Origin of the sequence: Allobosea sp. BK604 (assembly GCF_004341515.1) — a bacterium.
Taxonomy (GTDB): domain Bacteria; phylum Pseudomonadota; class Alphaproteobacteria; order Rhizobiales; family Beijerinckiaceae; genus Allobosea.
In genome coordinates, this window is record NZ_SLZF01000006.1 from 279,564 (window position 1) to 305,136 (window position 25,573).

A 25,573-nucleotide genomic window follows, 5' to 3' on the forward strand; every position below is an offset into this window, starting at 1 on the left:
GCGAGATGGATCAGGAGAAGCTGGCGAAGCTGAGGGCGCGCTATGCCGATGCGAGCGGCGCCGACATCCATGATCCGCGCTTCGCCAAGGTCGCGGCCGACCAGTTCAAGGGCGACAAGCGCAAATGGCCCTTCGCCGATGTCGCGACCTTCATCAACGCGCCCTACCGGCCGGACGCGCTGAGCCAGCCGGATCTCGGCGAGCTCGACGTCGCGATCATCGGCCTGCCGATGGATCTCGGCGTGACCAACCGGGCCGGCACCCGGCTCGGGCCGCGCGCGGTGCGCGCCGTCGAGCGCATGGGGCCGATGGACCATGTCAACGGCACCGCGCCCTTCGGCATGATCAAGGCGGCCGATATCGGCGACGTGCCGTTCCGCTCGCGCTATTCGCTGGAGAGCTGCCACGAGGATATCGAGGCGACCTTCAAGACGATCGTGAAGGCCGGCGTCTCGACGCTCGCGGTCGGCGGCGACCATTCGATCACCTATCCGATCCTGAAGGCGGTCGGCGAGAAGCGCCCGGTCGGCATGGTGCATATCGACGCCCATTGCGACACGTCCGGCCCCTATGAGGGCTCGAAATTCCACCATGGCGGGCCGTTCCGGCAGGCCGTGCTCGACGGCGTGCTCGATCCCGAGCGCGTCGTGCAGATCGGCATCCGTGGCGGCGCCGAATATCTCTGGGAGTTCTCCTACGAGTCCGGGATGACCGTGATCCATGCCGACGAGGTCGACCGGATGGGGCTCGACAAGGTCATCGCCAAGGCGCTGTCGGTGATCGGCGACGGGCCGACCTATGTCTCCTTCGACGTCGACTCGCTCGACCCGGCCTTCGCGCCGGGCACCGGCACGCCCGAGGTCGGCGGGCTGACGCCGCGCGAGGCGCTCGCCATCCTGCGCGGGCTGAAGGGCCGCGACATCGTCGCCGCCGACGTGGTCGAGGTCGCGCCGCAATATGACGCCACGTCGAACACCGCCCAATGCGCGGCGCAGGTGCTGTTCACCGAGCTGTGCCTGATCGCCGAGGCGCGCGCCGCCGGCAAGGGCAGGCCGTGAGGCGCAAGCCGCTCAGCCTCGACGCGATCGACCGCAGGATCATCGCGATCCTGCGCGAGGAGGGCCGGATCACCAACCAGGCTTTGTCGGAGCGGGTCGGCCTCTCCGCCCGCCCCTGCCTGGAGCGCGTGCGCAAGCTCGAAGCCTCCGGCCTGATCCTCGGCTATGGCGCGCGGCTCGCGCCGGAGCTCGCCGGCCACGCCATCGTCGCCTTCGCGCAGATCTCGCTGCGCGACCATTCGGTCGGACGGCGCGAGAGGGTCGAGAAGGTGCTGAAGGCCGCGCCTGACGTCGCCGAGGTCCAGGTCGTTAGCGGCGAGGCCGATTATCTCGCCCGCATCGTCGCCAGCTCGCTGGCGGAATACGAGGAGCTGACCGGCGCCTGGCTCGCCGACCCGCAGCTCGGCATCGCCAAGATCAGCACGACCTTCGCGCTCAAGGCGCTGAAGGAGTTCGAGGGTTATCCGCTGGCGGAGGAGTAGCGAAGGCGAGCGCGTCGCGGATCGGCCACAGGATCGGCCAAGCGATCGGCTGCGAAGCCGGGAGCCCATGAATAACTATAGAATTCCAAAAGGATTTTGGACTTAAATAAGCCCTCATCTCAGCAGAAATGATCGGCCAATCCAGTGCAGATTCCCCTCGAAACGCCGGCCAGGATCGAACCCGCCCGCTTGGAAGAGGCGACTGAAGCGATCGCCGATGCCGCCGCCGAGCTGTCGGCGAGCTCCGCGATCCTTGGCCGTGCGCTTCATCCGCTGACAGCGGCGAACCTGTCCGGTCTCGTGCGGATCATGAACACCTATTACAGCAACCTGATCGAGGGCCACGATATCAGGCCACGCGATATCGAACGCGCGCTCGCCGGGCAGCTCGATCTCGACGAAGGCCGCCGAAACCTGCAGCTCGAAGCTGCGGCGCATGTGCGGGTCCAGGCGGAAGTCGATCGGCTCGCCACGCTCGATGCCTTGCCGGAGCCAGCATCCCGCGACTTCATTCTCTGGCTCCATCGCGCGTTCTACCAGGACGCGCCCGAACCCATGCTGCGCATCCGGGGAGTCGGGCGGGACATCCTCATGGAGCCTGGCCAATGGCGTTCGGAGCCGGAGCACGACGTGGAAGTCGGCAAGCATGTGCCGCCCTCCAGCGATCGGGTTCCGGACTTCATGCGGTATTTCGAAGCGCGCTACCGCTTTGTTCCGCTCGGCAAGGCGGGGCGCATCATGGCGATGGCAGCCGCGCATCATCGCCTGAACTACATCCATCCATTTCCCGATGGAAACGGCCGGGTCAGCCGATTGATGAGCCATGCCATGGCTCAAAAAGCCGGCATCGGCGCGCATGGCCTCTGGTCCGTCTCGCGCGGCCTGGCACGGGGCCTCGAGAGTCGCGGAGAATACAAGCGCATGATGAGCCATGCCGACATGCCTCGACAGGGCGATCGCGACGGCAGAGGCAATCTGTCGGAGCGAGCGCTCAGCGAATTCGTGTTGTGGTTCCTGCGCGTTTGCCTCGACCAGGTCAGCTTCATGGCCAGCCTCTTCGAGCTTGACGCACTGGCGCGTCGATTGCGCGCCTATGTGGAGAGAAGCGAGGGTCTGAAGCCGGAAAGCGCCCGGCTTCTGGAGGAAGCCTTGATCCGCGGCGAAATCGAACGCGGCGAGGCCTCCCGCATCACCGGCCTGCCGGAACGGTCGGCGAGGCGCGTGCTCAATCAGACCATCGCGGAGGGCCTGCTGGCCTCCGCAACGCCGAAGGGCCCAGTCTCACTACGCTTTCCTGCCGCCACGCTCGAAGTTCTGTTCCCTCGCCTTTACCCGCAAACGTAAGTCATCCCAGCACGTCATGCGCTGAGATCATGCCCCTTTGACTCTCGCCAAGTTGATCGTTTCCATACTTGCAGAGCGCGCATGGCGCCCTCATTGTGCAACGCAATATCGCTGCTCTCCCCGCAGCCCGATCAAGCACCACCCCGAGATCACGCCATGACCTCCGCGCCCTCAAGCGCCAATGCCGCCATTGCTGCCGCACATGCCACCGAGCCGAAGGTGCGGGCCGGGCTGGTGCTGCTCGCGCTGGCGACCGGCGGTTTCGCCATCGGCACCACCGAATTCGCGGTGATGAGCCTCGTGCCCTATTTCTCGGCCGGGCTCGGCATCGACGAACCCACAGCGGGTCATGTGATCAGCGCCTATGCGCTCGGTGTCGTGGTCGGCGCGCCGGCCATCGCCGTGCTGGCCGCGAAGCTCTCGCGCCGCACGCTGCTGATCTGGCTGATGGCGGTGTTCGCGATCGCCAACGGCCTCTCCGCGCTCGCGCCATCCTATGGCTGGATGCTGGTCTTCCGTTTCCTCAGCGGCCTGCCGCACGGCGCCTATTTCGGCGTCGCGGCGCTGGTCGCCGCGTCGCTCGTTCCGCTCAACCGGCGGGCGCAGGCGGTTTCACGCGTCATGCTCGGGCTGACCGTCGCGACGATTCTCGGCGTGCCCCTGGCGAACTGGCTCGGGCAGGCTTTCGGCTGGCGCTGGGGTTTCGGGATCGTCGCCCTGCTCGCGCTGCTGACGGTCACGCTGGTCGCTCTGTTCGCGCCGAAGGACAAGCCGCATCCCAACGCCAGCCCGCTGCGCGAGCTCGGCGCGCTCAGGCACAAGCAGGTCTGGCTGACGCTCGGGATCAGCGCGATCGGCTTCGGCGGCATGTTCGCCGTCTATACCTATGTCGCCTCGACGCTGATGGAGGTGACGCAGGTCGCGCCCTCGATGGTCCCGGTGGTGCTCGCCATCTTCGGCCTCGGCCTGACCGCGGGTACGCTCGTCGCGGCCTGGATGGCCGACCGGGCGCTGATGCCCTCGATCGCGATCATCCTGGTCTGGAGCGCGGCCTCGCTCGCGCTCTTCCCTTTCGCCGCCGGCAATATCTGGGCGGTATCCGTCGTGGTCTTCATGATCGGGGCCGGCGGCGGGCTCGGCATGCCGCTGCAGACGCGGCTGATGGATGTCGCCCATGACGCGCAGACGCTGGCCGCCGCGCTGAACCACAGCGCCTTCAACACCGCCAACGCGCTCGGCCCCTGGCTCGGCGGCATGGCGATCGCGGCCGGCTATGGCTGGACCTCGACCGGCTGGGTCGGGGCGGCCCTGGCACTCGCCGGGCTCGCGATCTGGGGCGTGGCGATGCTCGACGCGCGCGAGCGCGGCGCGGATTCGGCGGCGTTGGCTCCAGGCGAGTAACGCTCGCATCGGCTTTGTCCGAAAGCCGCAAGCCACTTTTCGGGCCGATGCTCATGTTCCCGCATCGGCTCGTCCGAAAACCGCAAGCCACTTTTCGGGCCGATGCGTTATCGCCGCGATCGACCGGTCGGCGCGGCGGTCTTGCGGGTAGTCTCGGCCTGCTGCCGGGCTGCCAGCCAGATCACATGCTTCGCGCCGCGGCGGCTCCGGCTCGCCCGCACCATGAGCTCCTCCACCACGAAACCCGCCCGGACGAGGCGCTGCGTGAAGCGGCGGTCCGGACCTTGCGACCAGACGGCGAGGATGCCGCCCGGCCGCAACGCCGCCTGCGCCAGCCAGAGCCCGGTCTCGCCATAGAGCGCGTCATTGCCGGCAACGGTCAGGCCTTCAGGGCCGTTATCGACATCGAGCAGGATCGCGTCATAGCCCGCGGGCGCGGCGCCGATCACGCTTGCGACATCCGCGACCGTAATCGTTGCGCGCGGATCGTCGAGACAGGCGCCGAAAACCTCGGCCATCGGGCCCCTCGCCCAGGCGACGACGGCCGGCACGAGCTCGGCGACCTCGATGCGCGCGTCAGCGCCCCAGGCCGCCAATGCAGCCCGCAAGGTGAAGCCCATGCCGAGCCCACCGATCAGGATGCGTGGCCTCGGCTTCTGTCCCAGGCGCTCGCGCACCAGCGTCGCCAGCGCCTCCTCGGAGCCGCTGAGGCGGCTGTTCATCAGCTCGTTGCTGCCGAGCATGATCGAGAATTCGCTGCCGCGCTGCTTGAGGCGCAGCTCGCCGGAACCATCAGGCAATTTCGCGGTGTCGAGCAAAATCCAGGGGATCAAGCGCAGGCTCCAGTCAGGGACAGATCGGGACAGCGGGTCATCGGAGCGAGGGCGCCGCGATGAGACGCATCGCCGGCGCGATCGCGGCGCGACCCTCGGCCAGGCGATCGGTCAGCACGTAGTACCAGCTGAAGCCGAGATAAAGCACGAGCCGCATCTCGATCTCGGCGGCGACGATCTGGCCACGCTCGACCGCCTTGACGAAGCGCTCGCGCAACAGCCGCGTCCGCTCCGGCATGAACTTGTCGCGCAAGGTGTCCAGGGCTTCGGGGCTGTCCTGGGCCTCGGCGACGAGCGCCCGGAAGGTCCGGCCCGAGGGCGTCTCGTCCCAGAAATCCCAAAGCGCTTCGGTATAGACGGTGAGATCGCGGGCGAGATCGGCCGTTATCGGCACGGTCAGCGCCGCCTTCTCGGCGGCATAGACATCCATCAGCAGGTCGGCGCGGGTCTTCCACCAGCGGTAGACCGTCGGCTTGCCGGCGCCGGCCCGGCGCGAGACGGCGTCGATCGAGAAGCCGCCATAGCCCTCCTCCGCCAGGACGGCGCGGGCGGCCGAGAGGATCGCCGCCTGCGAGGCGGGATTCCGGCGCGCGCCGATCGAGGCTCGGCGGGTCTGTGGTTCGGCATCGCCAGTCGTCACGATGATGCTCGCCTTCTGCCCCTTGCCCGCCGACGCCGCGGGCGCGGATTCGGATCGCGTCCGGACGGCGCGACCGGGACTTGATATCGAAACGGATCGTATCTATCAATCCATAACGAAACGATACGTTTCGTTATGGAGATCATCATGACCATTGCCACCCGGTCCCCGCTTGGCCGCCTGCGTTTCCTGGGCACGCTGATGCTGGGCGCCTATCTGCTGATCAACCTCATTCTGCTCGCGCTCTCGCCCTTCAGCGACGGCTGGCCGACCTGGCTCGTCACCGCGCTCGCGGTGCCGCCAATGGTGCTCGGCATGGTCTATCTGGTGATGCCGATCGCCCGGCGATGAGCGCGGCTTCGCCGCATCGCCGGGCTGTGCTCGGCAGCGCCCGGCCATGCCGGGGCACGTGATCTGTGCCCGGCAGAGCCGGATCGCCGGGATGCGCTAGCTGGCCGCCTGGTATCGGATCTCGCCGTTGTTCAGGAAGCAGGTCTTGTTGAACAGCGACAGATCCAGCGGGTTCGGCAAGCGCACGTCGCCGATATCCGGACAGGGCTTCGTCGAGGGGTCGTAGGAGCGATGGACCTGGGAGATGAAGACGAGGATCAGTCCCCGCTCCCGGGCAAAGGCCCGCAGCTTGCGGATCTGCGCCATCAAGTCGGGATTCTCCCGGCGCTGATCGAGAAGCTGCAGATAATCGATGACGACCAGGGTCCCGCGCGGCGCCGATTGCAGCGCCGCGATGACGTAGTCGGCGCTGATCAGGTCCGAACTGTCGAATTCGAACAACCCGTCGAAATGCGCCAGATCCACCCCGATCGCGCGAAAGCGCTCCAGGACATCGCTTTTCGTATATTCCAGCGAGAAGAACACGCCGCGATTGCCGGCCTTCATCGCCTCCACCGCGAGCTCGAGGCTCATCAGCGTCTTGCCATGGCCGGGACGCGCGGCGACCAGGATCAGATCGCCGGGCACCAGCCGGGCAAAGAGCTTGCCGGCAGGCGCAGCCGCAGCTGCCTTGGCCGCAAGCAGGCCCCAGCTGCTGAACCCCTCTGCGGCGGCGATGCGATCAAGCGCCGCGTGGAGCGGGATCTTCGCCTCGCGGGACAAGAGCCGGGCTTTGCGTTTCAGGTCATAGATCGGCGCGGACAGCTTCATCAAAACCTCCTATCGCGAGCATAGTTCGCAACCCCTCCTCATGCGCGGCGCTCGAACAGTCGGTTCGACGGTTGGATGGCCCGGCATGGACGATGCTTTCCCGGCGGAGGGGGGAGGCGTGGGCTGCGCCTGACCACGCTATAGCCTGAGTCTTCAGCCTGAGTCCCAGCCGGAGTCTTGGCCGAGCGAAATCTCCGGCGCCGTTGCCCGGCCTGCGGGGGACTGGCGAAGGCTGTCCGATTCTGCTGCGAGCACGACAGAATCGGCTGCATCATCGCGTCTTCCCGGTCCGCTCCGGCTGCATCCAGAGGCCTACCCTGCCCCTGACGAGGGAGAGTTGCCATGAATGCCATCGAGCTCGAACGCCAGGTCTGCGCCGCGAATTACGCGCCGCTGCCGATCATGCTCTCGCATGGCGAGGGAGTCTGGCTGACCGATATCGGCGGCATGAAGCGGCTGGACATGATGAGCGGCTATTCCGCCGTCAGCCTCGGCCATGGCCATCCGCGCATCCTCAAGGTGCTGAACGAGCAGGCGCGCAAACTCGCCGTCACCAGCCGCGCCTTCCATAGCGAGCCGCTCGGGCCGTTCCTGGCCAGGCTCTGCGCGGTCTCCGGGCAGGAGATGGCACTGCCGATGAATACCGGCGCGGAGGCGGTCGAGACCGCGATCAAGGCCGCCCGGCGCTGGGGCTACCGGATCAAGGGCATCGCCGATGGCAAGGCCGAGATCATCACGGCCGCCGGCAATTTCCACGGCCGGACGACGACGATCGTCGGATTCTCCTCCGACGCGAGCTATCGCGACGGCTTCGGGCCGTTCACGCCCGGCTTCGTCAACGTGCCCTTCGGCGATGCGGCCGCGATCGAGGCGGCGATCACGCCCAACACAGCTGCAATCATGATCGAGCCGATCCAGGGCGAGGCCGGCATCGTCGTGCCGCCGGCGGGCTATCTGAAGCGGCTGCGCGCGCTCTGCGACGCCAACACCATCCTGCTCATCCTCGACGAGGTGCAGTCCGGCCTCGGGCGCACCGGACGCTGGTTCGCGCATGAACATGAGGGCATCCGCCCGGATGGGCTGATCGTCGGCAAGGCGCTCGGCGGCGGGGTCTATCCGGTCTCCGCCTTCCTCGCCTCGCGCGATGTGATGCGGCTGTTCGAGCCCGGCTCGCATGGCTCGACCTTCGGCGGCAATGCGCTCGCCGCGGCGATCGGGCTGGAAGCGCTCAAGATCATCGAGGAAGAGCGGCTGGTCGAGCGCTCGGCCGAGCATGGCGCCCATATGAAGCGCCGCCTCAATGCGATGACGCAGGGCCTGGCGCGCGAGGTGCGGGGCCTCGGCCTCTGGGTCGGCGTCGATCTCGACCCCGCCCTCGCCTCGGCCAAGGCGGTCGTCAGCGCGCTCGCCGGCGCCGGCGTGCTGACCAAGGAAACGCATGAGACCGTCATCCGCTTCGCCCCGCCGCTGACGATCAGCCGGGCCGAGCTCGACTGGGGTCTCGACCGCTGCGAGGCGGTCTTCTCCGCCTTTGCCGGGCGCGCCAAGCCCGCCGCAGCCTGAGCCCGGCGCGATCCACAACTCGCAGCAGCGAGGGGCTTCAGCCCGGCAAAGTAAAAATAGTCAATAAAGCCATAGGTTTGCGCTGCCGATCCTTTAAGCGGATACGCTCAGAAAAGCTGCATGTCCCCACTTGCGGGCGAGGCATCGGATCGCACAATCTGTGGGCACAAGCCGGAACAGGGTCGCGAAACGCCCGGCCGGCCAACCTGCGGGAGGTACCATGAAAGGTTTCGTTCGTTTGATCGCCGGCGCTGCGCTGGCGGCCGCTTCCTTCGCGAGCCTCGGCACGACCGGCGCGCTCGCCCAGCAGAAGGAGTGGAAGGAGATCCGGATCGGCACCGAAGGCGCCTATCCGCCCTTCAACAATCTCAACGCCAAGAAAGAGCTCGAAGGCTTCGAGATCGACTACGCCAACATGCTCTGCGAGAAGATGAAGGTGAAATGCACCTGGGTCGTCCAGGACTGGGACGGCATCATCCCGGCGCTGCTCGCCAACAAGTACGACATCATCATCGCCGGCATGAACGCCACCGACGAGCGCAAGAAGCGGGTCGACTTCACCTCGGTCTATACCAAGACGCCGATCTGGGCGATCAGCGCCAAGGGTGCCTCGACCGACATCTCGCCTGCCGCGCTGAAGGGCAAGGCGGTCGGCACGCAGGGCGCGACCATCCACGCCAACTTCCTCGAGAAGTACTACAAGGATTCCAATATCCGCCTCTATCCGACCCAGGAGGAGGCCAATCTCGACCTGCTCAACGGGCGGCTCGACTACATCATCGCCGACTCGCTGGCGCTGCAGGATTTCCTCGACGGCAAGGGCAAGGATTGCTGCCAGAAGGCCGGCGAGGTGACGCGCGATCCGGCGATCCATGGCCCGGGCGTCGGTGGCGCGGTGCGCAAGGAAGACACCGCGCTGAAGGAGATGTGGAGCAAGGCGATCGCCGAATCGCTGGCCGACGGCTCCTACAAGAAGATCCAGAACAAGTGGTTCAAGATCGACCTGATGTGATGGCGCTCAGCGCGTGATCACGCTCTCGCCGGAGCGGCCTCGCGCCGCTCCGGCATCGACGACCGAATAAGCTCAACGACGACCGGACCGGAAGCAGGAGTTGCCATCCCGAGGAGCCAAGCGGCGTCTCGAAGGATGAGGGCTCGCCGGAACCATCGCTTCGCACTGCCAGGGGGCGCATGCTCGACAAGTTCGCATTGCTCGGCTTCGGCGACGGCGGCTGGGGCCCTGCCCTTCTGCAAGGCGCTTTCACCACCATCTCGATCGCGCTCGCGACCCTGCCCTTCGGGCTGCTGCTCGGACTGATCGTGGCGCTGGGCAAGCGCTCGGACAAGGTCGTCCTGCGCGCGCTGGCGACGGCCTATACGACCGTGTTCCGCGGCGTGCCCGAGCTGCTGACGCTCTACATCATCTATTTCGGCATCCAGATCCTGCTGCAGCAGACCTGGCAGGCGCTTGGTCTGCCCGGCGTATTCTCGATGCCGCCCTTCGTCGCCGGCATGGTGGCGCTCGGCGTCGTGCTTTCGGCCTTCTCCAGCGAGGTCTGGGTCGGCGCGCTGAACTCGATCCAGAAGGGCCAGCGCGAGGCCGCCGCCGCGCTCGGCCTCAGCAAGGCGCAGGCCTTCCGCCTCGTCGTCTTCCCGCAGCTGATCCGCGTCGCCCTGCCGGGCCTCGGCAATAACTGGATGGTGCTGCTGAAGGAGACCTCGCTGGTCTCGGTCATCACCCTGCAGGACATCATGTTCATCACCACGCGCGCCAATGTGGTGACGAAGGAGCCGTTCCTGTTCTTCGGCGCGGCGATGATGCTCTATCTGTTCTTCTCGCTGATCTCGGCCTGGGGCGTGGGTAAGCTCGAAGCGCGCTCCAATCGCGGCTTTGCCGCTTTCGGCGGAGCGACGCGATGACCTGGTGCGAGTATCCCGGCTACTGGCTCGGCAGCGAGGTCTTCCAGAACTACGGCTGCCGGATGGCGAGCGGGCTCTGGATCACGTTCCAGCTCGTCATCATCTCGGTCCTGCTCGGTTTCATCCTGGCGGTCGGGCTCGCCATCGCCCGGCTCTACGGACCGAAATGGGCACAGAGCACGATCAACGGCTACACGACGCTGTTCCGCGGCACGCCGCTGCTGTGCCAGCTCTTCCTGGTCTATTACGGGCTCGGGCAGTTCCGGCTGTTTTGGCAGGATATCGGGCTGTGGTGGTTCTTCCGCGAACCGTTCTACTGCGCGATCTTCACCTTCACGATCAACACCGCCGCCTATCAGGCCGAGATCCTGCGCGGCGCGATCCAGTCGATCCCCCGCGGGCAGTTCGAGGGCGCATTGGCGCTCGGCCTGCATCGTTGGGGGACGCTGCGCCACGTCATCATGCCGCAGGCGATGATCCTGGCCCTGCGCCCGCTCGGCAACGAACTGATCGTGATGATCAAGTCGAGCGCGATCGCCTCGCTGGTGACGCTGTTCGATCTGATGGGCGCGACGAAGCTCGCCTTCGCGCGCTCCTTCGACCTGACGATCTATCTCTATGCGGCGGTGATCTATCTTGCGCTGGTCGAGGTGATCCGGCGTGTCTGGGACAAGGTCGAACTCAGGCTGACCCGCCACATGGCGCTGAGGTGAGAAGGCCGGGCCTCAGTCCGCGAGGGTGAGGACCAGCGCACCCGACGGCGTCGCGACCACGGTGTGCTCGTATTGGACGGTCGGCGCGCTGGGCTCGGCATAGAGCGTCCAGCGGTCGTCCTCGCGATGCTCGGCCCAGTCGGCGCCGAGCGACAGGAAGGGCTCGACGGTGAAGACCAGGCCCTTCTCCATGATGCGGCGCTCCGAGCGATCCGGCCAGGTGGCGAGTTCCGTCGGCTCCTCGTGCAGCGAGCGGCCGACGCCGTGGCTCGCGAGATTGCGCACCAGCGTATAGCGGTTCTTCTGCGCGAAGCGGCCGACGGCCTGGCCGATCCCCGCCATCGGCTTGCCCGCGCCGACCTGGCCGATCCCGGCCCAGAGCGCGCGCTTGCCGTCACGGCACAGCCGCTCGATGCGCCGGTCGACCGGCGGCACGGTGAAGGACGCGCCGGTATCGGAAAAGAAGCCCGCCTTCTCGGCGGAGACATCGATATTGATCAGGTCGCCGGCGGCGATCCGGCGATCGCCCGGAATGCCGTGCGCGATCTCCTCGTTGACGCTGATGCAGGTCGCTCCCGGGAAGCCGTAGGCGAGTTCCGGGGCCGGGCGCGCGCCCTCCCGCTCCAGGCAATCGCGGCCGATCGCGTCGAGCTCGGCCGTCGTCATGCCCGGCTCCAGCGCCTTGCCCATGGTGGCCAGCGCGCGGGCGATGATGCGACCGATCTCGCGCAGCGCCTGCAATTCGTCATCATTGGAAATCGTCATGGGCCATGCCTAGAACATTTCCGCGTTTCCTTGAAACGCGGAAATTCTCCAGGCTTTTGTCTAATCGCATTTTCTTCACGCGAACCGGTGCCCACTTCGCTCGAAAATGCTCTGGCGCGGTGGACTGGACGGCTCAATCCATGCCGGGCCGCGACATGGGTCCCCAACGGTTGCACACCTTCCCAGCGGGCGCGCCAGAGGCTAAAGCCGCGGCGAACCTCCAGATATGTCTGCGGAGCACGCTATGGCCAAAGTCGCTTTCCTCGGTCTCGGTGTCATGGGCTATCCCATGGCCGGACATCTCAAGGCCAAGGGCCATGACGTCACCATCTATAACCGCAACCCGGCCAAGGCGCAGGCCTGGGTGGCGCAGCATGGCGGCGTCTCGGCGCCGACCCCGGCCGATGCGGCCAAGGGCCAGGAGATCGTGTTCTGCTGCGTCGGCAACGATGACGACCTGCGCTCGGTGACGATCGGCGAGAACGGCGCCTTCTCCGGCATGGAGAAGGGCGCGATCTTCGTCGACCACACCACCGCCTCGGCCAATGTCGCGCGCGAGCTCGAGGCGGCCGCGAAGGCCGGCGGCTTCGGCTTCGTCGACGCGCCGGTCTCGGGCGGCCAGGCCGGTGCCGAGAACGGCGTGCTGACCGTGATGTGCGGCGGCGAGCAGGCGACCTATGCCAAGGTCGAGCCGGTGATCGCCGCCTTCGCGCGGATGTGCAAGCTGATGGGCCCGGCCGGCTCCGGCCAGCTCACCAAGATGGTCAACCAGATCTGCATCGCCGGGCTGGTGCAGGGCCTGTCGGAAGGCATCCATTTCGCCAAGCGCTCCGGCCTCGATGTCGAGGCGATGCTGGAGGTGATCTCCAAGGGCGCCGCCGGCTCCTGGCAAATGGACAACCGCGGCAAGACCATGAACATCGGCAAGTTCGACTATGGCTTCGCCGTCGACTGGATGCGCAAGGATCTCGGCATCGTGCTCGACGAAGCCCGCCGCAACGGTGCGCAGCTTCCGGTCACGGCGCTGGTCGACCAGTTCTACTCCGAGGTGCAGAAGCTCGGCGGCAGCCGCTGGGATACGTCGAGCCTGATCGCACGGCTCGAGGATTATTGAGCAGGGCTTGCCCGGCTTCTGACGCGAGCACAGCTGCGCAATCTGCGGGGCGAATAATCGGCCGCCTCGCTCACCTCACCAGCCGCGCCACCTCCGCCCGCAACACCGGCAGGAGCTCCTCCTCGAACCAGGTGTTGCGCCTGAGCCAGCCGTTGTTCCGCCAGGACGGGTGTGGCAGCGGCAGCACGCGCGGCATGCGCGGCGCGGCGAGAATCGCGCGCCAGTCGGCGACCGTCTCCGACAGTTTCGCGCCGGCCTTGGGGCCGAGATGCCAGGCCTGGGCATAGCGGCCGACCACCAGGATCAGCTCGAGCTGCGGCAGCGCCGTGAAGACCCGGGAGCGCCAGAGCGGCGCGCATTCGCGGCGTGGCGGCAGGTCGCCGCCATGAGCGTCATAGCCGGGGAAGCAATGGCCCATCGGCACGATCGCGACCTTGCTCTCGTCGTAGAAGACATCCTCGCCCATGCCGAGCCAGGAGCGCAGCCGCACGCCGGAGGCGTCGGTGAAGGGCCGGCCGCTGGCATGGACACGCAGGCCCGGAGCCTGGCTGGCGATGCAGAGCCGGGCCGTGACCGAAGCCTGGATCACCGGGCGCGGCTCATGCGGCAGCGGCGGCAGGTAGCGCGGCTCGTCGCGACAGACACGGCAGGCGCGCAGCTCAAGCAGCACGTCTTCGAGCGTCTCGGCTGCCTGCACCTGCGCCGTCATCGCGCTGCGAGCTGCCGCCGGCTCATCGCGGGCCCCTGCGAGATCAGCCCGTCGCAGGTCCAGGCCTTGGCGCTCTCGGCGAATTTATGCGGATCGCCCGGCTCGATCGTGGCGATGCCATTGATCCGGCCGCTGGGGCGGCTGCGCAGGACGATGAGATTGCCGGTCCGGTCGACATCGAAGCAATAGGTGCGGCGCGTTTCCTGCGGACCGTAATAGTAGCAGACGCCGTCCGGCACAGTGATCCAGCACGCATCCGTATTGGGCACGTTGCGGTTATGGCCGCTCGCACGGCCATCGGCCTGATGATATTCGCTGAAGGGCTGGTTGGTGCCGTTATAGCGGCCCGTGACCGTATTGCCCTCGAAAAGCTTCCGGAGCTGTGGCCCCGTCAACCGCTCGACCGCGGAGGCGGGCGCGTGCGAAGCAAGCAGGAGCGCCGCCGCCATCGCGGCAAAGGCTGGTAGTCCTCTCATCGTGCTGCAAGTCGCCGCGACAGCGGCACTCCCTGTTTCGGTGCCTGCGAGATCAGGCCGTCGCAATACCAGGGCTTGCCGTTGTCGGAATGATGGCGCGGATTGCCGGGCTCGCTCGTGACCAGAGCGTTGGAGCGGGGATCGGTGGTGTGGTGCATGTAGAGCAGCTTGCCGATCGGCTGGGCGCGGTAGCAATGCACGCGGCGCTGCTCGAGCGGGCCGTAATAATAGCAGATCTGGTCGCCCCTGATGATCCAGCAGGCGTCGGTATTGGGCACGGTGCCGTTGAAGCCGACAGCCTGGCCGTTGGGATCATGGTATTCGCTGAAGAGCTTGCCGCTGAGGAAGCGGCCGCCGACCGTGTTGCCCTCGAATTGGCGGCGAAGCTGCTCGCCGCTCAGGCGCTCGGCCGGCTTGGCCGACTGCGCCTGGACCGGCGCCGGCGCGCCGATCAGCGCTGACAGGGCGAGGATGAGAAGCCGCCTCATCGCGCTGCCGCCAGCCGGCGCGACATCGCCATCCCCTGCCCCGGCGCCTGCGAGATCAGGCCGTCGCAATGCCAGGGCCTGCCATGGTCGGAATGATGGCGCGGATTGCCCGGCTCGATCGCTACGGCGCTCGTGAGCCGGCTATCCGTGACATGGCGCAGGATATGGAGCCTCCCCACCGCCTGCACCGTGTAGCAATGAACGACCCGGCCGGTGAGCGGGCCGTAATAGTAGCAGACCTTGTCGTCCCTTACGGTCCAGCAGGCGTCGGTATTCTCGGCCCAGCCACCGTAGCCGAGGGCGCGACCATCGGCAGCGTGGTACTCGCTGAAGCGGTTGCCGATGATGAAGCGGCCGGCGACCGTGTTGCCCTCGAAAGCCCCGCGGATCTCCTCGCCGGACAGGAATTGCTGGGCGAGCGCCGGCGAAGCCAGGGCGAGCAGGTGCAGGCCGAGCGCGCCGAGCAGAAGCCGGAGGCTCATCGGGCCGCCAGCCGCCGCGACATCGGCGCTCCCCGCCCGGGCGCCCGCGAAATCAGGCCGTCGCAATACCAGGGCTTGGCATCATCCGTGTGCTGGCGCGGATTGCCCAGCTCGACCGTGGCGAGCGCGTTGATCTGCCCATCGACGACATTGCGCAGGATATAGAGCCGGTCGGTGAGCTCGACGGTGAAGCAATGGATCGTCCGGTCGCTCGGCGGTCCGTAATAGTAGCAGACCTGGTCGTCCTTCGTGATCCAGCAGGCGTCGGTATTGCGCTGATAGCCGTTATTGCCGAGCGCCTGGCCATTGGCGTCGTGATATTCGGTGAAGAAGCCACCGCGCGTGTAGCGGCCGCTGACCGTATTGCCGGTGAAGGCCTGCTTGATCGCCTCGCCACTAAGGCGTTCGGCCGCGGCTGCAGGCCGCGCCAACGCAAGAGGCTGTGCCAACGCAAGCAACGCAACGAAGCAAACGGCAAGCCGCATCAGGCCGCCCAGCTCGGCCGCGCCGAGAGCTCGCCATGCCAGCGCCGGATATTGGAGAAATCCTCCGGCAGCGGAATGCGCGACGGCTTCATGAAGTCGATGGCGATGCCGGCGGTGATGTCGGCGATGGTGAAGCTTTCGCCGCAGAGATAGGAATTCCCGGCAAGCTGCAGGTCGAGGATCATCAGGTGGTCGTCGATCTGCTCGCGATTGGCGTCGGCCCATTCCGGCACCTGGTTCTCCAGCTCGACCATCGAGGGATGGCTATGGCGGAAGACGGCCATGACGCTGGAGAACAGGCCGAGCTCGACGCGCCGATTCCACATCTCGATCTGGCCCTGTTCCTTGGCATTGCCGCCGAACAAGGCCGGCTGCGGGTGCAGGCTCTCGAGATAGCGGCAGATCGCGACGGTCTCCGCCAGGGCGGTGCCGTCATCGAGTTCGAGCACGGGCAGGCGCCGCATCGGGTTGATGCGGGTGAATTCCGGGGTCAGGTGTTCCTTCCTTGCGATGTCGACCGGGATGAGCTCAGGCAGGGCGACGCCCTTCTCGGCGAAGAAGATGCGGACGCGTCGCGGGTTGGGCGCTCGCCCACCGTCATAAAGCCTCATGCTCACATCCCCTCTCCCGCGCCATGACCCCAGGCGGCATTCACGGTGCAGCAGCAACGCTGTCAAGGTAAAGTCCTGCAAGGTAAAGTCCCGACATCGGCACGATGATGGCGGCTGCCCTCGCCCATGCGGGTGACGGACGCATGACGGGCACGGTACGCCCCAGATCATCGGACGAAGACCGCAATCCACGTTTCGAGCCGACGGGCTCACGGCGCGCCGCGGCTATGGCTCCTTCGCCAGGTCTCGGGCCGCTCGAAGGTCAGCGCCCAGAGGCCGCGCCCGGCCGCCCTCGCCTCCTCCTCTTCGGTGCGATAGCCGCCATAGGCGACCGCCTGGCCCTGGCGGACCATGGCGGCGTTGACGTCGCTCCCGCCCTGGCGGCAGCGGGCGAGGCCGCGGCCGTAGCGGTCGGCCTTGCCGATCTCGCAGGTGACGATGCCGCGCGACAGCAATTCGACCAGCGCGCGGCGGGCGGCGCGGCCGCAATCGACCTCCCGCCCGCTCCGGTCGGTGCAAACCTGGCGGTATTCCGGCGCGTCGATGCCTTCGAGCCGCAACTCCTCGCCCAGGAGCCGCAGCGAATCACCATCGATCGCCTGGGCCGCGCCGACGAGCTGGCGCGCCGGGCCGAGCCGATATTGCAGCACCGCGCCGCCGATCGCCAGAAGCCCAATGATTCCAAGCGCTACAACAAGGTCGGTCAGCCGGCCGACGCGGCGCCAGCCGAAAGGTCCATAGCGGGATTGTCCGAATCCGAAGCGAGCCATCAGGAAGAGCTTAACGATTTTGAGACCATATTGACGAGCCGGGCGTGTGTGCTGCGCTGCCGGTTCAGAGGAAGTTGCGTCGCGACGATGGCCGAAGTCACAGCCGAACAGGTGCAGCGAGGGCGCGGACCCGATCCTTCAGTGCTCGCGCGGCGCAAGCTGGTGACGCGCGAGGTCAAGTCCGTCCGCGAGAAGCTGACCTCCTCGAGCGGGCTGGTGCGCGCCTTCGACTACGAGTTGCTGCGGGTCTTCGCGCAGTACCGGCTGCACGGCTCGGCCGGCGCCATCCTCCTCGCGCTCTGCGTCGGCGCGGCCAGCTGCCTCTGGGTGCCGGCCTATCAGGTCACGGCCTGGCTCAGCGCCGTCATCCTGTCCTGCGCGGTCATGGTCGTGCTGTGCCGGCGCTTCCTGGCGCAGCCGGCCGGCGAGGTGAAAATCCGCTTCTGGCGCAAGCTCCTGCCTGCAGCCGAAGGCCTGCACAGCCTGTCCTGGACGCTGATCCTGGTACTGTTCGCGCCGGTCGCCGCGGCAGGCGCCAAGGTCTTCGTGATGACGACGCTGCTGATCGTCGGCGCGCTGACCGTGATGCTGTCGGCGACGCTGCCGCTCGCGGTCTATTCCGGGCTGATCCCGATCACGATCGGCATCGGGCTGTTCTTCTGGGGCCGCTCCGACATCGACAGCGTCACCATGGCGCTGATGGCGGCCTCGGCCCAGCTCTTCTTCATCTTCCTGGCCAACCGGCTCTATTCGAGCTCGGTCGCGACCATCGAGTTCCGGGCCGAGAAGGATGCGCTGATCGCGGAACTCGAGACCGCCACCGCCAATTCCGACGAGGCCCGGCGCAAGGCCGAGGAGGCCAATCTCGCCAAGTCGCGCTTCCTGGCCACGATGAGCCATGAGCTGCGCACGCCGCTCAACGCCATTCTCGGCTTCTCCGAGGTGATGAAGAACGAGATCTTCGGCGCGCATGCCAATGCCGCCTACAAGGAATATTCCTCCGATATCCACGGCTCGGGCCAGCACCTGCTCAACCTGATCAACGAGATCCTCGATCTCTCGCGCATCGAGGCCGGAAAATACGAGCTCAACGAGGAGGCGCTCAGCCTTGCCGGCATCGTCGAGGATTGCCGGCACATGCTGAACCTGCGCGCCAAGGCCAAAGGCCAGAGCATCCGCGAGGCGGTCGAGCCCGACCTGCCGAAGATCTGGGCCGACGAGCGCGCCATCAGGCAGGTCGTGCTCAACATCCTGTCCAACGCCATCAAGTTCACGCCGCAGGGCGGCGAGATCGGCATCAAGGTCGGCTGGACGGCGAATGGCGGCCAATATGTCTCCGTCATCGATACCGGCCCGGGCATTCCCGAGGACGAGATCCCGGTGGTGCTGCAGACCTTCGGGCGCGGCTCGCTGGCGATCAAGACGGCCGAGCAGGGCTCGGGCCTCGGCCTGCCGATCGTCAAGGGGCTGATCGACCTGCATGGCGGCGGCTTCCACCTGAAATCCAAGCCGCGCGCCGGCACGGAAGTGACGGTGACCCTGCCGGCCGAGCGCGTGATGGACACGCTCGCGGCGCTGCCCGAGCCGGAGGCACGCTCGGCGGCCTAGCCTCGCTCCGTCGCAGGGATCGGACAGCAGCGTGCCTGCGCATCGAAGGCCGACAGTGAGCCAAAACGCGGGCAAGCCCAGCGCCTACGCCTTCCCGCGCCCGCGCCAGCGCTGCATGGTCGCCTCCATCGCCTCGCGGGCGGTCAGGTAGAACTCGGCCATCTCCTCCAGGCGCGCGCGCGCCCTGCCCGCTGCGGCCGTGTCGGCACCCTGGCGGAAGGTCCTGGCCATCGCGTCGAGCAGGCGGTTCTGCTCGCTCAGCATGCCCTCGTAATTGTCGGACACCTCATAGAGCGCGCGCTTGCTGCCGCGCTCGCCGCGGCGGCGCGCCAGGGTGTATTTCTCCAGGAGCCGGGCGGCGACGCTGGCGCTGCTCTTGCTGATCTCCAGATCGGCCGTGATCCGGTCGAGGCTGACCGGGTCCGGGCTCAGCAGCAGATAGCCGTAGAGCCGCGCCGCCAGCGGCGGCACGCCCCAGGGCACCAGCAGCCCCGCGACGCTCTCGATGAAGTCGCGATCGGCCTTATTTGACATATTCGGTATATCTCGAATATTCTGCACTCCAGGAAACATAGCCGCTGGGCGGCGCCGGCGAAAGACGCCACGGCCCGTCACGCGCCGGATGCGCCACCCCATCGCCCGTGCAAGGCCGGCCATTCAGGGCGCCGCGGCATCCGACCTATTCGGAGTGCATCATGATCGCGATCTGGTTGCAGATGATCGTTTGGACGATCTTCATGGCGGCGCTCATCCTCTGGCCCGCCGGCACCCTGGCCTATCCCGGCGGATGGGCCCTCATCCTGCTCTTCACGCTCGGCGGGGTCGCGATGATCCTCTGGCTGTCGAGGCATAGCCCGAGCCTGCTGCGCGAGCGCATGGCCGCGCCGATCCAGCGCGACCAGAAGCCCTGGGACCGCGTCTGGCTCCTGCTCTTTGTGACCGGATATTTCGGCTGGACCGGCTTCATGAGCTGGGATGCCGCACGGACCGGCTTCACCGCCGTGCCGGTCTGGCTCCAGGTGGCGGGCGGGTTCCTGATCCTGCTCAATGCGGCCGGCACCTTCTGGACCTTCCGCGAGAACGCCTTCGCCGCCCCGGTGGTCAAGATCCAGGCGGGCCAGCGGGTGATCGATACCGGCCCCTACGCGCTGGTGCGGCACCCGATGTATGCGAGCGCGCTGTTCATGTTCATCGGCACGCCGCTCCTGCTCGGCTCCTGGCGTGGCCTTGCCCTGTCGGCGATCCTGATCCTCGCGGTCGCCTGGCGCGCGGTCCATGAGGAGCAGACCCTGCGCCAGGAACTGCCGGGCTACGATGCCTATAGCGACCGCGTGCGCTACCGCTTCGTGCCGCTGCTCTGGTAGCTCCTGATCCGGCGCGAGTACTGATCGTTCACCCCAACGGAGAGCGCGCTAGAGCATTTCCGCGTTTCTTCGAATCGCGAAAATTCTCTATCTACTTGTTTTGACGCATTTTCTTCGCGCGAACCGGTATCCACTTCGCTCGAAAATGCTCTAGCTGCGCAGGCCCGGCGCCTCCTGCCCGGTGCGCGCGACATATTCCGTGTAGCCGCCGCCATAGGCATGGATGCCCTCCGGCGTCAGCTCCAGCACGCGGTTCGACAGCGCCGCGAGGAAATGACGGTCGTGCGAGACGAAGAGCATGGTGCCCTCATATTGCGCCAGCGCCGTGATCAGCATCTCCTTGGTGGCGATGTCGAGATGGTTGGTCGGCTCGTCCAGCACGAGGAAATTCGGCGGGTCGTAGAGCATCTTGGCCATGACGAGCCTCGCCTTCTCGCCGCCCGAGAGCACGCGGCAACGCTTCTCGACATCGTCGCCGGAGAAGCCGAAGCAGCCGGCGAGCGCGCGCAGCGAGCCCTGCCCCGCCTGCGGAAAGGAATCCTCCAGCGACTGGAAGACGGTGGCGTCGCCGTCGAGCTGTTCCATGGCGTGCTGGGCGAAATAGCCCATCTTGACGGTGCCGCCGACCGCGACCGTGCCCTCGTCCGGATCGGCCGTGCCGGCGATCAGCTTCAGCAGGGTCGATTTGCCGGCGCCGTTGACGCCCATGATGCACCAGCGCTCCTTGCGACGGACCTGGAAGTCGAGCCCCTCGTAGATCGTCCTGCTGCCATAGCGCTTGTGCACGTTCTTGAGCGTGACGATGTCCTCGCCGGAGCGCGGCGCCGGCTGGAACTCGAACTGGATCGTCTGGCGGCGCTTGGGCGGCTCGACGCGGTCGATCTTGTCGAGCTTCTTCACCCGGCTCTGCACCTGCGCGGCGTGCGAGGCGCGCGCCTTGAAGCGCTCGATGAAGGCGATCTCCTTGGCCAGCATCGCCTGCTGGCGCTCGAACTGCGCCTGCTGCTGCTTCTCGGCGAGCGCGCGCTGCTGCTGGTAGAACTCGTAGTCGCCGGAATAGCTGGTCAGCGCGCCGGCATCGATCTCGACGATCTTGTTGACGATGCGGTTCATGAACTCGCGATCATGCGAGGTCATCAGCAGGGCGCCGTCATAGCCCTTCAGGAACTCCTCCAGCCAGATCAGGCTTTCGAGATCGAGATGGTTGCTCGGCTCGTCGAGCAGCATCGCATCGGGGCGCATCAGCAGGATACGGGCGAGCGCGACGCGCATCTTCCAGCCGCCCGAGAGCGCGCCGACATCGCCGTCCATCATCTCCTGGCTGAAGCCGAGGCCGGCAAGCACCTCGCGCGCCCTTCCGTCCATGGCATAGCCATCGAGCTCCTCGAAACGGCCCTGGACCTCGCCATAGCGGGTGATGATCTCGTCCATCTCGTCGGCGCGGTCGGGATCGGCCATGGCGGTCTCGAGCTCCTTGAGCTCGGCCGCGACGGCACTGACCGGGCCGGCGCCATCCATCACCTCGGTGACGGCGCTGCGACCGGCCATGTCGCCGACATCCTGGCTGAAATAGCCGATGGTGATGCCGCGATCGACGCCGACCTGGCCCTCGTCGGGCGCCTCCTGGCCGGTGATCATGCGGAACAGCGTCGTCTTGCCGGCGCCATTGGGGCCGACGAGGCCGACCTTCTCGCCCTTCTGCAGCGTGGCCGAGGCTTCGATGAAGACGAGCTGCTTGCCGTTCTGCTTGCCGATATTCTCGAGGCGGATCACTGGAGCTGGCCCTTCTGCGAGATCTCCTTCTGCGAGTTCTCCTTTTGCGAGACTTGCGCCTGCTCGAAGGTCGCCATGCCGGAATGGACGGCGGCGGCGGCCTTGACCAGTGCGGCGGCGAGCGCGGCGCCGCTGCCCTCGCCCAGGCGCATGTCGAGCGCCAGCAGCGGCTGCTTGCCGAGCCTGACAAGCGCCTCGGCATGGGCGCCCTCGGCCGAGAGATGGCCGGCGAGGCAATGGTCGATCGACGAAGGCTCGATCGCATGCAGGATCGCGGCCGCGGCAGTGACGACATAGCCGTCGAGGATGACCGGGATGCGCTGCAGCCTGGCAGCGATGATCGCGCCGCAAATCGCCGCCATCTCACGCCCGCCGAAGCGGCGCAGCACTTCGAGCGGATCACTCAGATGGTTGGCATGGAAGGCCAGGCCGGCCTCGACCGCGGCGATCTTGCGCTTCAGCCCCTCGTCGTCGACGCCGGTGCCCCGCCCGCACCACAGCGCTGCCCCGCCGCCATAGAGCGCGGCATAGATCGCGGCGGCCGAGGTGGTGTTGGCGATGCCCATCTCGCCCAGGCAGATGAGGTCGGCGCCACCGGCGAGCGCCTCCATGCCGAAGGCCATGGTGGCGACGCAGGCGCGCTCGTCGAGCGCGTCCTCCCTGGTGAAATCGCCGGTCGGCAGGTCGAGCGCGAGGTCGAAGACCTTGAAGCCGAGATCGAAGGCGGCGCAGATCTGGTTGATCGCGGCGCCGCCGGCGGCAAAGTTCTCGAGCATCTGGCGCGTCACCTCCTGCGGATAGGCCGAGACGCCCTGCGCCGCGACGCCATGGTTGCCGGCGAAGACGCAGACCAGCGGCCGATCGACCCGCGGCGGGGCCTTACCCTGCCAGGCGGCGAGCCATTCGGCGATCTCCTCCATCCGGCCAAGGCTGCCAGCCGGCTTGGTCAGCTCCTTGTCGCGGGCGCGCACGGCATTGGCCGAGGCCATGTCGGGGCCGGGCATACTGGCGATGAGATGGCGAATATCGTCGAAAGGCAGGCCGGAATCGGACATTGCTGGAGGTCTCTTGAAAGCTCTGGAATCCACGGCACATGCATGGCCGCACAGTTGGCGCTGCTGCTATAGGCTTGGGCCGGCGAAGACAATCCGAGGGCGGCTGGCAGCATGGCGGAGATGCAGGGCGAGAGCAGGCAGGACGCGCCGCAATGGCCGGGCTGGCTCGCCGCGACCGCGACCTGCATCCGCTTCTACTCGCGGCTACCGCTGCCGCGCCTGCCGGGCGAAGGCGATCCGCACGCCCTCCCTGATTTCCGCTCGGTGCCGCGGGCGCTGCCGCTGGCGGCCCTGGTCATCGCGCTGCCGGCGGCGCTGGTGCTGCTGGCCGGCGGCCTCGCCGGGATCAATCCCTATCTCGCCGCCACGCTGGCGATCACCGCCCTTGCGCTCACCACCGGCGCTTTCCATGAGGACGGGCTCGCCGACACGGCGGATGGGCTGTTCGGCGGCGCGACGCCGGAGCGGCGCCTGGACATCATGAAAGACAGCCGTGTCGGCTCCTATGGTGCGATGGCGCTGGGGCTGTCGCTGCTGCTGCGCGTCACGGCGCTGGCCGGCATCCTGCAGGCGGCGGGCGACTGGGCCGGTGCGGCTGCGGTGCTGGTCGCCGCAGCCTGGTCGCGGGCCGATGGCGTTCGCCTGCTCGCGAACGAAGTTCCGGCCCGTGCGACGGGCGCTTCCGCGGCGGTCGGACGGCCAAGCAACGAGACCGCCTGGATCGCCGTCGCCCTAGCGCTGGTCCTTGGCCTTGCAGTGACGGCCGCCTCCGGCCTTCCACTCGGCGGATTCGCGCTCGGTCTCATCCTCGCCGGCCTCGCCGCAGCCTGGCTGGCGCGGCTCGCGCGCCGGCTGATCGGCGGGCAGACCGGCGATATCATCGGTGCGGCGCAGCAGCTCTCGGAGATCGCGATCTATTGCGGCTTTGCCTTCATGCTGGGTGCGCGATGAGCGGAATCTCCACGCCCTGCATCAAGATCTGCGTGATCGATCCAGCGAGCAGCCTCTGCGAAGGCTGCGGCAGGACGCTGCAGGAGATCGCGCAATGGGCGGTGCTTAGCGAGACCGAGCGGCTGGCGATCATGGCAGCGCTGCCGGGGCGGCTTGCTAAGCGGAGCGAGGATTCCGTGTGGGGCAAGAGCAGCACGACCGGGTGAACGGTCTCCTTTCCTTCTCCCGGGTGGGAGAAGGTGCCGCGGCAGCGGCGGATGAGGGCCGGCCGCCAAACCAGCGAAATTGAAACGGAGCCGCGGGCCGCTCACAGCAGCAGCGTTTGCCGTCCGGCCCTCACCCTGCCCTCTCCCATCCGGGAGAGGGTTCCCCGCGCTCTACGTCTCCGCATCCGCCCCAAGCCGCTGCAAGGCGTCCCCGGTCAGCCGGTAGAACACCTTTTCAGGGTGGGCGGCGGCGCCGAGCTCCTCGTAGAAACGGCGCAGGCGCTGGTCGTCATGGGCAGCGGTGAAATCGATGCGTCCGAGACCGCGTGAGACAGCAACGCGAGCAAGCTCGCGCATCAGCGCGCCGCCAATGCCGCTGCTCCGCGCGGCCGCCGTGACATAGAGTTCCTTGAGGAAGATGCCCGGCTGCAGGCCGGGGCCGGGATAGATCGCCGAGAAGGCGGCGAAGCCCAGCAGCCTGCCTGCCTCCTCCGCCACCAAGATCTCCGATCCGCTCGGACGCAGCGACAGGCCCGCGAGCATGGCGGCCTCGGCCGGGCATGGCACGGCGTAATGCGCCTGCATCTCCGCGAAGAGCGCGGCGAGCGCGGGGTGGTCGGCGGGCGTGGCGAGGCGAAGCTGGGGCATGGGCGCGAGCTTAAGCCAGGAGCGACCAGATGAAACGGCCGGCGACCGTGAGCAGGAAGATGCCGAAGACCACCTCGAGCTTCCGCTTCGAGAGCCGATGCGCCATCCGCGCCCCGACCGGCGCCATCCAGATGCTGGTCGGGATGAACAGCAGGAAGCCGATGAAGGAGACATAGCCGAGCGAGAGCGGCGGCAGCAGGTCCATTTTCGGCCAGCCGGCATAGATGAAGCCGAGCGCGCCGGGGATCGAGATCAGCACGCCGAGGCCGGAGGAGGTCGCGATCGCCTGGTGGATCGGCCGGCCGTAGAAGGTCATGAACAGGCTGGAGAGCTGGCCGCCGCCAATGCCCATCAGGGCCGAGAGCACGCCGATCAGGCCGCCATAGCCGACCATGACCGGCTTGCCCGGCAGGTCCTCGCCGAACTTCCATTTGTCGGCGGCGAAGAGCAGGCGCAGCGCCGAGAGCACGGCGACCAGGACGAAGATGATCTTGAACAGGTCCGGCGGCGCGAAACGGGCGATATAGCTGCCGGCGAGTACGCCGAGCACCACCGGCACGGCCCAGATCTTGAGGATCGAGAGATCGACCAGCCCCTTGGCCCGGTGCGCGTTGAAGGAGCGGATCGAGGTCGGGATGATGATGGCGAGCGAGGTGCCGACGCAAAGCGGCATGCGTACCTCTTCCGGCACGCCGATGATGCGGAAGATCTCGTAGAGGATGGGGACGATGACCGCGCCGCCGCCGACTCCAAAAAGTCCGGCCAAAATGCCGGTAATTGCACCTGCAACTATCAGGGACGCGGCGAGGAAGGCGAGTTCGCCGGGTGAAATCGCAGAAAACATAAAAACCTTATCCGTCACGAAGGGCGCGCACCCTCTGCGGTATTTTGCATGCCACGGCAAGGCAGGCCGGGCCAAAGCCGTCAGGTCTTGCGTGCAATGCATGACGCGG

General features: G+C 67.1%; 30 protein-coding genes. 14 read left to right on the forward strand and 16 right to left on the reverse strand.

Features of this window, described 5'->3' with window-relative positions:
• The first annotated feature begins 5 nt into the window (after nt 1–5).
• The 4 genes from speB to EV560_RS19995 all read left to right on the forward strand — a co-directional run bounded on the left by speB (nt 6) and on the right by EV560_RS19995 (nt 4,285).
• The gene (gene speB / locus EV560_RS19980) at nt 6–1,058 is read left to right on the forward strand and encodes an agmatinase (RefSeq protein ID WP_131857553.1); all 1,053 of its coding nucleotides are present in this window, start codon (nt 6–8) and stop codon (nt 1,056–1,058) included.
• Nucleotides 1,055–1,540: an Lrp/AsnC family transcriptional regulator gene (locus EV560_RS19985; RefSeq protein WP_165923554.1), complete on the forward strand. Its 486-nt coding sequence runs from the start codon at nt 1,055–1,057 to the stop codon at nt 1,538–1,540. Before speB ends, EV560_RS19985 begins: the two co-directional genes overlap by 4 nt.
• Before the next feature lie 144 nt (nt 1,541–1,684).
• Nucleotides 1,685–2,884 (forward strand): Fic family protein, encoded by a 1,200-nt coding sequence (locus tag EV560_RS19990; RefSeq protein ID WP_207908072.1) that lies wholly within the window; start codon nt 1,685–1,687, stop codon nt 2,882–2,884.
• Between the two features lie 156 nt (nt 2,885–3,040).
• Nucleotides 3,041–4,285 (forward strand): MFS transporter, encoded by a 1,245-nt coding sequence (locus tag EV560_RS19995; RefSeq protein WP_131857555.1) that lies wholly within the window; start codon nt 3,041–3,043, stop codon nt 4,283–4,285.
• Nucleotides 4,286–4,392: 107 nt separating this feature from the next.
• Here EV560_RS19995 and EV560_RS20000 read toward each other — a convergent pair whose 3' ends face one another.
• Together EV560_RS20000 and EV560_RS20005 are read right to left on the reverse strand one after the other, a co-directional pair.
• On the reverse strand, nt 4,393–5,118 hold the full coding sequence (locus tag EV560_RS20000; RefSeq protein ID WP_131857556.1) for a spermidine synthase: 726 nt from the start codon (nt 5,116–5,118) through the stop codon (nt 4,393–4,395).
• 37 nt (nt 5,119–5,155) lie between these two features.
• Complete coding sequence (locus EV560_RS20005) at nt 5,156–5,758, reverse strand: TetR/AcrR family transcriptional regulator (RefSeq protein ID WP_131857557.1); 603 nt, start codon at nt 5,756–5,758, stop codon at nt 5,156–5,158.
• A 147-nt stretch (nt 5,759–5,905) separates the two neighbouring features.
• Here EV560_RS20005 and EV560_RS20010 point away from each other — a divergent pair, with 147 nt between their 5' ends.
• The gene (locus EV560_RS20010; RefSeq protein ID WP_131857558.1) at nt 5,906–6,109 is read left to right on the forward strand and encodes a putative antibiotic biosynthesis monooxygenase; all 204 of its coding nucleotides are present in this window, start codon (nt 5,906–5,908) and stop codon (nt 6,107–6,109) included.
• A 96-nt stretch (nt 6,110–6,205) separates the two neighbouring features.
• On the opposite strand, the gene EV560_RS20015 is transcribed toward EV560_RS20010, so the two are convergent.
• Entirely contained in the window at nt 6,206–6,919 is a 714-nt protein-coding gene (locus EV560_RS20015) for a DNA helicase (protein ID WP_131857559.1), read from the reverse strand.
• A 342-nt stretch (nt 6,920–7,261) separates the two neighbouring features.
• On the opposite strand from EV560_RS20015, the gene rocD reads away from it, so the two are divergent.
• The 4 genes from rocD (at nt 7,262) to EV560_RS20035 (ending at nt 11,115) form a co-directional block, all read left to right on the forward strand.
• On the forward strand, nt 7,262–8,482 hold the full coding sequence (gene rocD / locus EV560_RS20020; RefSeq protein ID WP_131857560.1) for an ornithine--oxo-acid transaminase: 1,221 nt from the start codon (nt 7,262–7,264) through the stop codon (nt 8,480–8,482).
• A gap of 220 nt (nt 8,483–8,702) precedes the next feature.
• Complete coding sequence (locus EV560_RS20025) at nt 8,703–9,494, forward strand: transporter substrate-binding domain-containing protein (protein WP_131857561.1); 792 nt, start codon at nt 8,703–8,705, stop codon at nt 9,492–9,494.
• Nucleotides 9,495–9,673: 179 nt separating this feature from the next.
• Nucleotides 9,674–10,402, forward strand: coding sequence for an ABC transporter permease (locus EV560_RS20030; protein ID WP_131857562.1), 729 nt, complete (start codon nt 9,674–9,676; stop codon nt 10,400–10,402).
• Entirely contained in the window at nt 10,399–11,115 is a 717-nt protein-coding gene (locus EV560_RS20035) for an ABC transporter permease (RefSeq protein WP_131857563.1), read from the forward strand. Before EV560_RS20030 ends, EV560_RS20035 begins: the two co-directional genes overlap by 4 nt.
• Before the next feature lie 12 nt (nt 11,116–11,127).
• Here EV560_RS20035 and map read toward each other — a convergent pair whose 3' ends face one another.
• Nucleotides 11,128–11,880, reverse strand: a complete 753-nt coding sequence (gene map / locus EV560_RS20040; protein ID WP_131857564.1) for a type I methionyl aminopeptidase — start codon at nt 11,878–11,880, stop codon at nt 11,128–11,130.
• 244 nt (nt 11,881–12,124) lie between these two features.
• On the opposite strand from map, the gene EV560_RS20045 reads away from it, so the two are divergent.
• Entirely contained in the window at nt 12,125–12,994 is an 870-nt protein-coding gene (locus EV560_RS20045; RefSeq protein ID WP_131857565.1) for an NAD(P)-dependent oxidoreductase, read from the forward strand.
• 70 nt (nt 12,995–13,064) lie between these two features.
• Here EV560_RS20045 and EV560_RS20050 read toward each other — a convergent pair whose 3' ends face one another.
• The 7 genes from EV560_RS20050 to EV560_RS20080 all read right to left on the reverse strand — a co-directional run bounded on the left by EV560_RS20050 (nt 13,065) and on the right by EV560_RS20080 (nt 17,015).
• Entirely contained in the window at nt 13,065–13,703 is a 639-nt protein-coding gene (locus tag EV560_RS20050; RefSeq protein WP_131857566.1) for a uracil-DNA glycosylase family protein, read from the reverse strand.
• On the reverse strand, nt 13,700–14,179 hold the full coding sequence (locus EV560_RS20055) for a hypothetical protein (protein WP_131857567.1): 480 nt from the start codon (nt 14,177–14,179) through the stop codon (nt 13,700–13,702). Before EV560_RS20055 ends, EV560_RS20050 begins: the two co-directional genes overlap by 4 nt.
• Nucleotides 14,176–14,667, reverse strand: coding sequence for a hypothetical protein (locus EV560_RS20060; protein ID WP_131857568.1), 492 nt, complete (start codon nt 14,665–14,667; stop codon nt 14,176–14,178). Before EV560_RS20060 ends, EV560_RS20055 begins: the two co-directional genes overlap by 4 nt.
• Nucleotides 14,664–15,149 carry a hypothetical protein gene (locus tag EV560_RS20065; RefSeq protein ID WP_131857569.1) on the reverse strand — a complete coding sequence of 162 codons (486 nt, stop codon included), beginning with the start codon at nt 15,147–15,149 and terminating at the stop codon, nt 14,664–14,666. The genes EV560_RS20060 and EV560_RS20065 overlap by 4 nt, the downstream gene beginning before the upstream one ends.
• Nucleotides 15,146–15,634, reverse strand: a complete 489-nt coding sequence (locus EV560_RS20070) for a hypothetical protein (RefSeq protein WP_131857570.1) — start codon at nt 15,632–15,634, stop codon at nt 15,146–15,148. The genes EV560_RS20065 and EV560_RS20070 overlap by 4 nt, the downstream gene beginning before the upstream one ends.
• Nucleotides 15,634–16,245, reverse strand: coding sequence for a glutathione S-transferase family protein (locus EV560_RS20075; protein WP_131857571.1), 612 nt, complete (start codon nt 16,243–16,245; stop codon nt 15,634–15,636). Before EV560_RS20075 ends, EV560_RS20070 begins: the two co-directional genes overlap by 1 nt.
• A gap of 209 nt (nt 16,246–16,454) precedes the next feature.
• Nucleotides 16,455–17,015 (reverse strand): thermonuclease family protein, encoded by a 561-nt coding sequence (locus EV560_RS20080; protein ID WP_131857572.1) that lies wholly within the window; start codon nt 17,013–17,015, stop codon nt 16,455–16,457.
• An 87-nt stretch (nt 17,016–17,102) separates the two neighbouring features.
• On the opposite strand from EV560_RS20080, the gene EV560_RS20085 reads away from it, so the two are divergent.
• Complete coding sequence (locus EV560_RS20085; protein ID WP_131857573.1) at nt 17,103–18,623, forward strand: sensor histidine kinase; 1,521 nt, start codon at nt 17,103–17,105, stop codon at nt 18,621–18,623.
• Between the two features lie 84 nt (nt 18,624–18,707).
• Here EV560_RS20085 and EV560_RS20090 read toward each other — a convergent pair whose 3' ends face one another.
• Nucleotides 18,708–19,157 (reverse strand): GbsR/MarR family transcriptional regulator, encoded by a 450-nt coding sequence (locus EV560_RS20090; RefSeq protein WP_131857574.1) that lies wholly within the window; start codon nt 19,155–19,157, stop codon nt 18,708–18,710.
• A gap of 161 nt (nt 19,158–19,318) precedes the next feature.
• Between EV560_RS20090 and EV560_RS20095 the strand changes: the two genes are divergently transcribed.
• Nucleotides 19,319–19,987 (forward strand): methyltransferase family protein, encoded by a 669-nt coding sequence (locus EV560_RS20095; RefSeq protein ID WP_131857575.1) that lies wholly within the window; start codon nt 19,319–19,321, stop codon nt 19,985–19,987.
• Between the two features lie 150 nt (nt 19,988–20,137).
• Here the strand turns inward: EV560_RS20095 and EV560_RS20100 are convergent, their stop codons facing one another.
• Nucleotides 20,138–21,760 carry an ABC-F family ATP-binding cassette domain-containing protein gene (locus EV560_RS20100; protein WP_131857576.1) on the reverse strand — a complete coding sequence of 541 codons (1,623 nt, stop codon included), beginning with the start codon at nt 21,758–21,760 and terminating at the stop codon, nt 20,138–20,140.
• The gene (gene cobT / locus EV560_RS20105) at nt 21,757–22,815 is read right to left on the reverse strand and encodes a nicotinate-nucleotide--dimethylbenzimidazole phosphoribosyltransferase (RefSeq protein WP_131857577.1); all 1,059 of its coding nucleotides are present in this window, start codon (nt 22,813–22,815) and stop codon (nt 21,757–21,759) included. The genes EV560_RS20100 and cobT overlap by 4 nt, the downstream gene beginning before the upstream one ends.
• Before the next feature lie 111 nt (nt 22,816–22,926).
• Between cobT and EV560_RS20110 the strand changes: the two genes are divergently transcribed.
• Together EV560_RS20110 and EV560_RS20115 are read left to right on the forward strand one after the other, a co-directional pair.
• Complete coding sequence (locus EV560_RS20110; RefSeq protein ID WP_465247024.1) at nt 22,927–23,766, forward strand: adenosylcobinamide-GDP ribazoletransferase; 840 nt, start codon at nt 22,927–22,929, stop codon at nt 23,764–23,766.
• Nucleotides 23,763–23,972, forward strand: a complete 210-nt coding sequence (locus tag EV560_RS20115) for a DUF1289 domain-containing protein (protein ID WP_131857578.1) — start codon at nt 23,763–23,765, stop codon at nt 23,970–23,972. Before EV560_RS20110 ends, EV560_RS20115 begins: the two co-directional genes overlap by 4 nt.
• Nucleotides 23,973–24,143: 171 nt before the next feature.
• Here EV560_RS20115 and EV560_RS20120 read toward each other — a convergent pair whose 3' ends face one another.
• Nucleotides 24,144–24,620 carry a GNAT family N-acetyltransferase gene (locus tag EV560_RS20120; RefSeq protein WP_131857579.1) on the reverse strand — a complete coding sequence of 159 codons (477 nt, stop codon included), beginning with the start codon at nt 24,618–24,620 and terminating at the stop codon, nt 24,144–24,146.
• Between the two features lie 10 nt (nt 24,621–24,630).
• The gene (locus tag EV560_RS20125; RefSeq protein ID WP_131857580.1) at nt 24,631–25,464 is read right to left on the reverse strand and encodes a sulfite exporter TauE/SafE family protein; all 834 of its coding nucleotides are present in this window, start codon (nt 25,462–25,464) and stop codon (nt 24,631–24,633) included.
• Between the last annotated feature and the right edge of the window lie 109 nt (nt 25,465–25,573).

What these genes read in the sequence shown, in the direction of transcription:
- speB (WP_131857553.1), top strand. Translation starts at nt 6, where the DNA reads ATGGATCAGGAGAAGCTGGCGAAGCTGAGGGCGCGCTATGCCGATGCG.
- EV560_RS19995 (WP_131857555.1), top strand. Translation starts at nt 3,041, where the DNA reads ATGACCTCCGCGCCCTCAAGCGCCAATGCCGCCATTGCTGCCGCACAT.
- EV560_RS20010 (WP_131857558.1), top strand. Translation starts at nt 5,906, where the DNA reads ATGACCATTGCCACCCGGTCCCCGCTTGGCCGCCTGCGTTTCCTGGGC.
- EV560_RS20015 (WP_131857559.1), bottom strand. Translation starts at nt 6,919, where the DNA reads ATGAAGCTGTCCGCGCCGATCTATGACCTGAAACGCAAAGCCCGGCTC.
- rocD (WP_131857560.1), top strand. Translation starts at nt 7,262, where the DNA reads ATGAATGCCATCGAGCTCGAACGCCAGGTCTGCGCCGCGAATTACGCG.
- EV560_RS20025 (WP_131857561.1), top strand. Translation starts at nt 8,703, where the DNA reads ATGAAAGGTTTCGTTCGTTTGATCGCCGGCGCTGCGCTGGCGGCCGCT.
- EV560_RS20030 (WP_131857562.1), top strand. Translation starts at nt 9,674, where the DNA reads ATGCTCGACAAGTTCGCATTGCTCGGCTTCGGCGACGGCGGCTGGGGC.
- EV560_RS20035 (WP_131857563.1), top strand. Translation starts at nt 10,399, where the DNA reads ATGACCTGGTGCGAGTATCCCGGCTACTGGCTCGGCAGCGAGGTCTTC.
- map (WP_131857564.1), bottom strand. Translation starts at nt 11,880, where the DNA reads ATGACGATTTCCAATGATGACGAATTGCAGGCGCTGCGCGAGATCGGT.
- EV560_RS20045 (WP_131857565.1), top strand. Translation starts at nt 12,125, where the DNA reads ATGGCCAAAGTCGCTTTCCTCGGTCTCGGTGTCATGGGCTATCCCATG.
- EV560_RS20050 (WP_131857566.1), bottom strand. Translation starts at nt 13,703, where the DNA reads ATGACGGCGCAGGTGCAGGCAGCCGAGACGCTCGAAGACGTGCTGCTT.
- EV560_RS20055 (WP_131857567.1), bottom strand. Translation starts at nt 14,179, where the DNA reads ATGAGAGGACTACCAGCCTTTGCCGCGATGGCGGCGGCGCTCCTGCTT.
- EV560_RS20060 (WP_131857568.1), bottom strand. Translation starts at nt 14,667, where the DNA reads ATGAGGCGGCTTCTCATCCTCGCCCTGTCAGCGCTGATCGGCGCGCCG.
- EV560_RS20065 (WP_131857569.1), bottom strand. Translation starts at nt 15,149, where the DNA reads ATGAGCCTCCGGCTTCTGCTCGGCGCGCTCGGCCTGCACCTGCTCGCC.
- EV560_RS20070 (WP_131857570.1), bottom strand. Translation starts at nt 15,634, where the DNA reads ATGCGGCTTGCCGTTTGCTTCGTTGCGTTGCTTGCGTTGGCACAGCCT.
- EV560_RS20075 (WP_131857571.1), bottom strand. Translation starts at nt 16,245, where the DNA reads ATGAGGCTTTATGACGGTGGGCGAGCGCCCAACCCGCGACGCGTCCGC.
- EV560_RS20080 (WP_131857572.1), bottom strand. Translation starts at nt 17,015, where the DNA reads ATGGCTCGCTTCGGATTCGGACAATCCCGCTATGGACCTTTCGGCTGG.
- EV560_RS20085 (WP_131857573.1), top strand. Translation starts at nt 17,103, where the DNA reads ATGGCCGAAGTCACAGCCGAACAGGTGCAGCGAGGGCGCGGACCCGAT.
- EV560_RS20090 (WP_131857574.1), bottom strand. Translation starts at nt 19,157, where the DNA reads ATGTCAAATAAGGCCGATCGCGACTTCATCGAGAGCGTCGCGGGGCTG.
- EV560_RS20095 (WP_131857575.1), top strand. Translation starts at nt 19,319, where the DNA reads ATGATCGCGATCTGGTTGCAGATGATCGTTTGGACGATCTTCATGGCG.
- cobT (WP_131857577.1), bottom strand. Translation starts at nt 22,815, where the DNA reads ATGTCCGATTCCGGCCTGCCTTTCGACGATATTCGCCATCTCATCGCC.
- EV560_RS20110 (WP_465247024.1), top strand. Translation starts at nt 22,927, where the DNA reads ATGGCGGAGATGCAGGGCGAGAGCAGGCAGGACGCGCCGCAATGGCCG.
- EV560_RS20115 (WP_131857578.1), top strand. Translation starts at nt 23,763, where the DNA reads ATGAGCGGAATCTCCACGCCCTGCATCAAGATCTGCGTGATCGATCCA.
- EV560_RS20120 (WP_131857579.1), bottom strand. Translation starts at nt 24,620, where the DNA reads ATGCCCCAGCTTCGCCTCGCCACGCCCGCCGACCACCCCGCGCTCGCC.
- EV560_RS20125 (WP_131857580.1), bottom strand. Translation starts at nt 25,464, where the DNA reads ATGTTTTCTGCGATTTCACCCGGCGAACTCGCCTTCCTCGCCGCGTCC.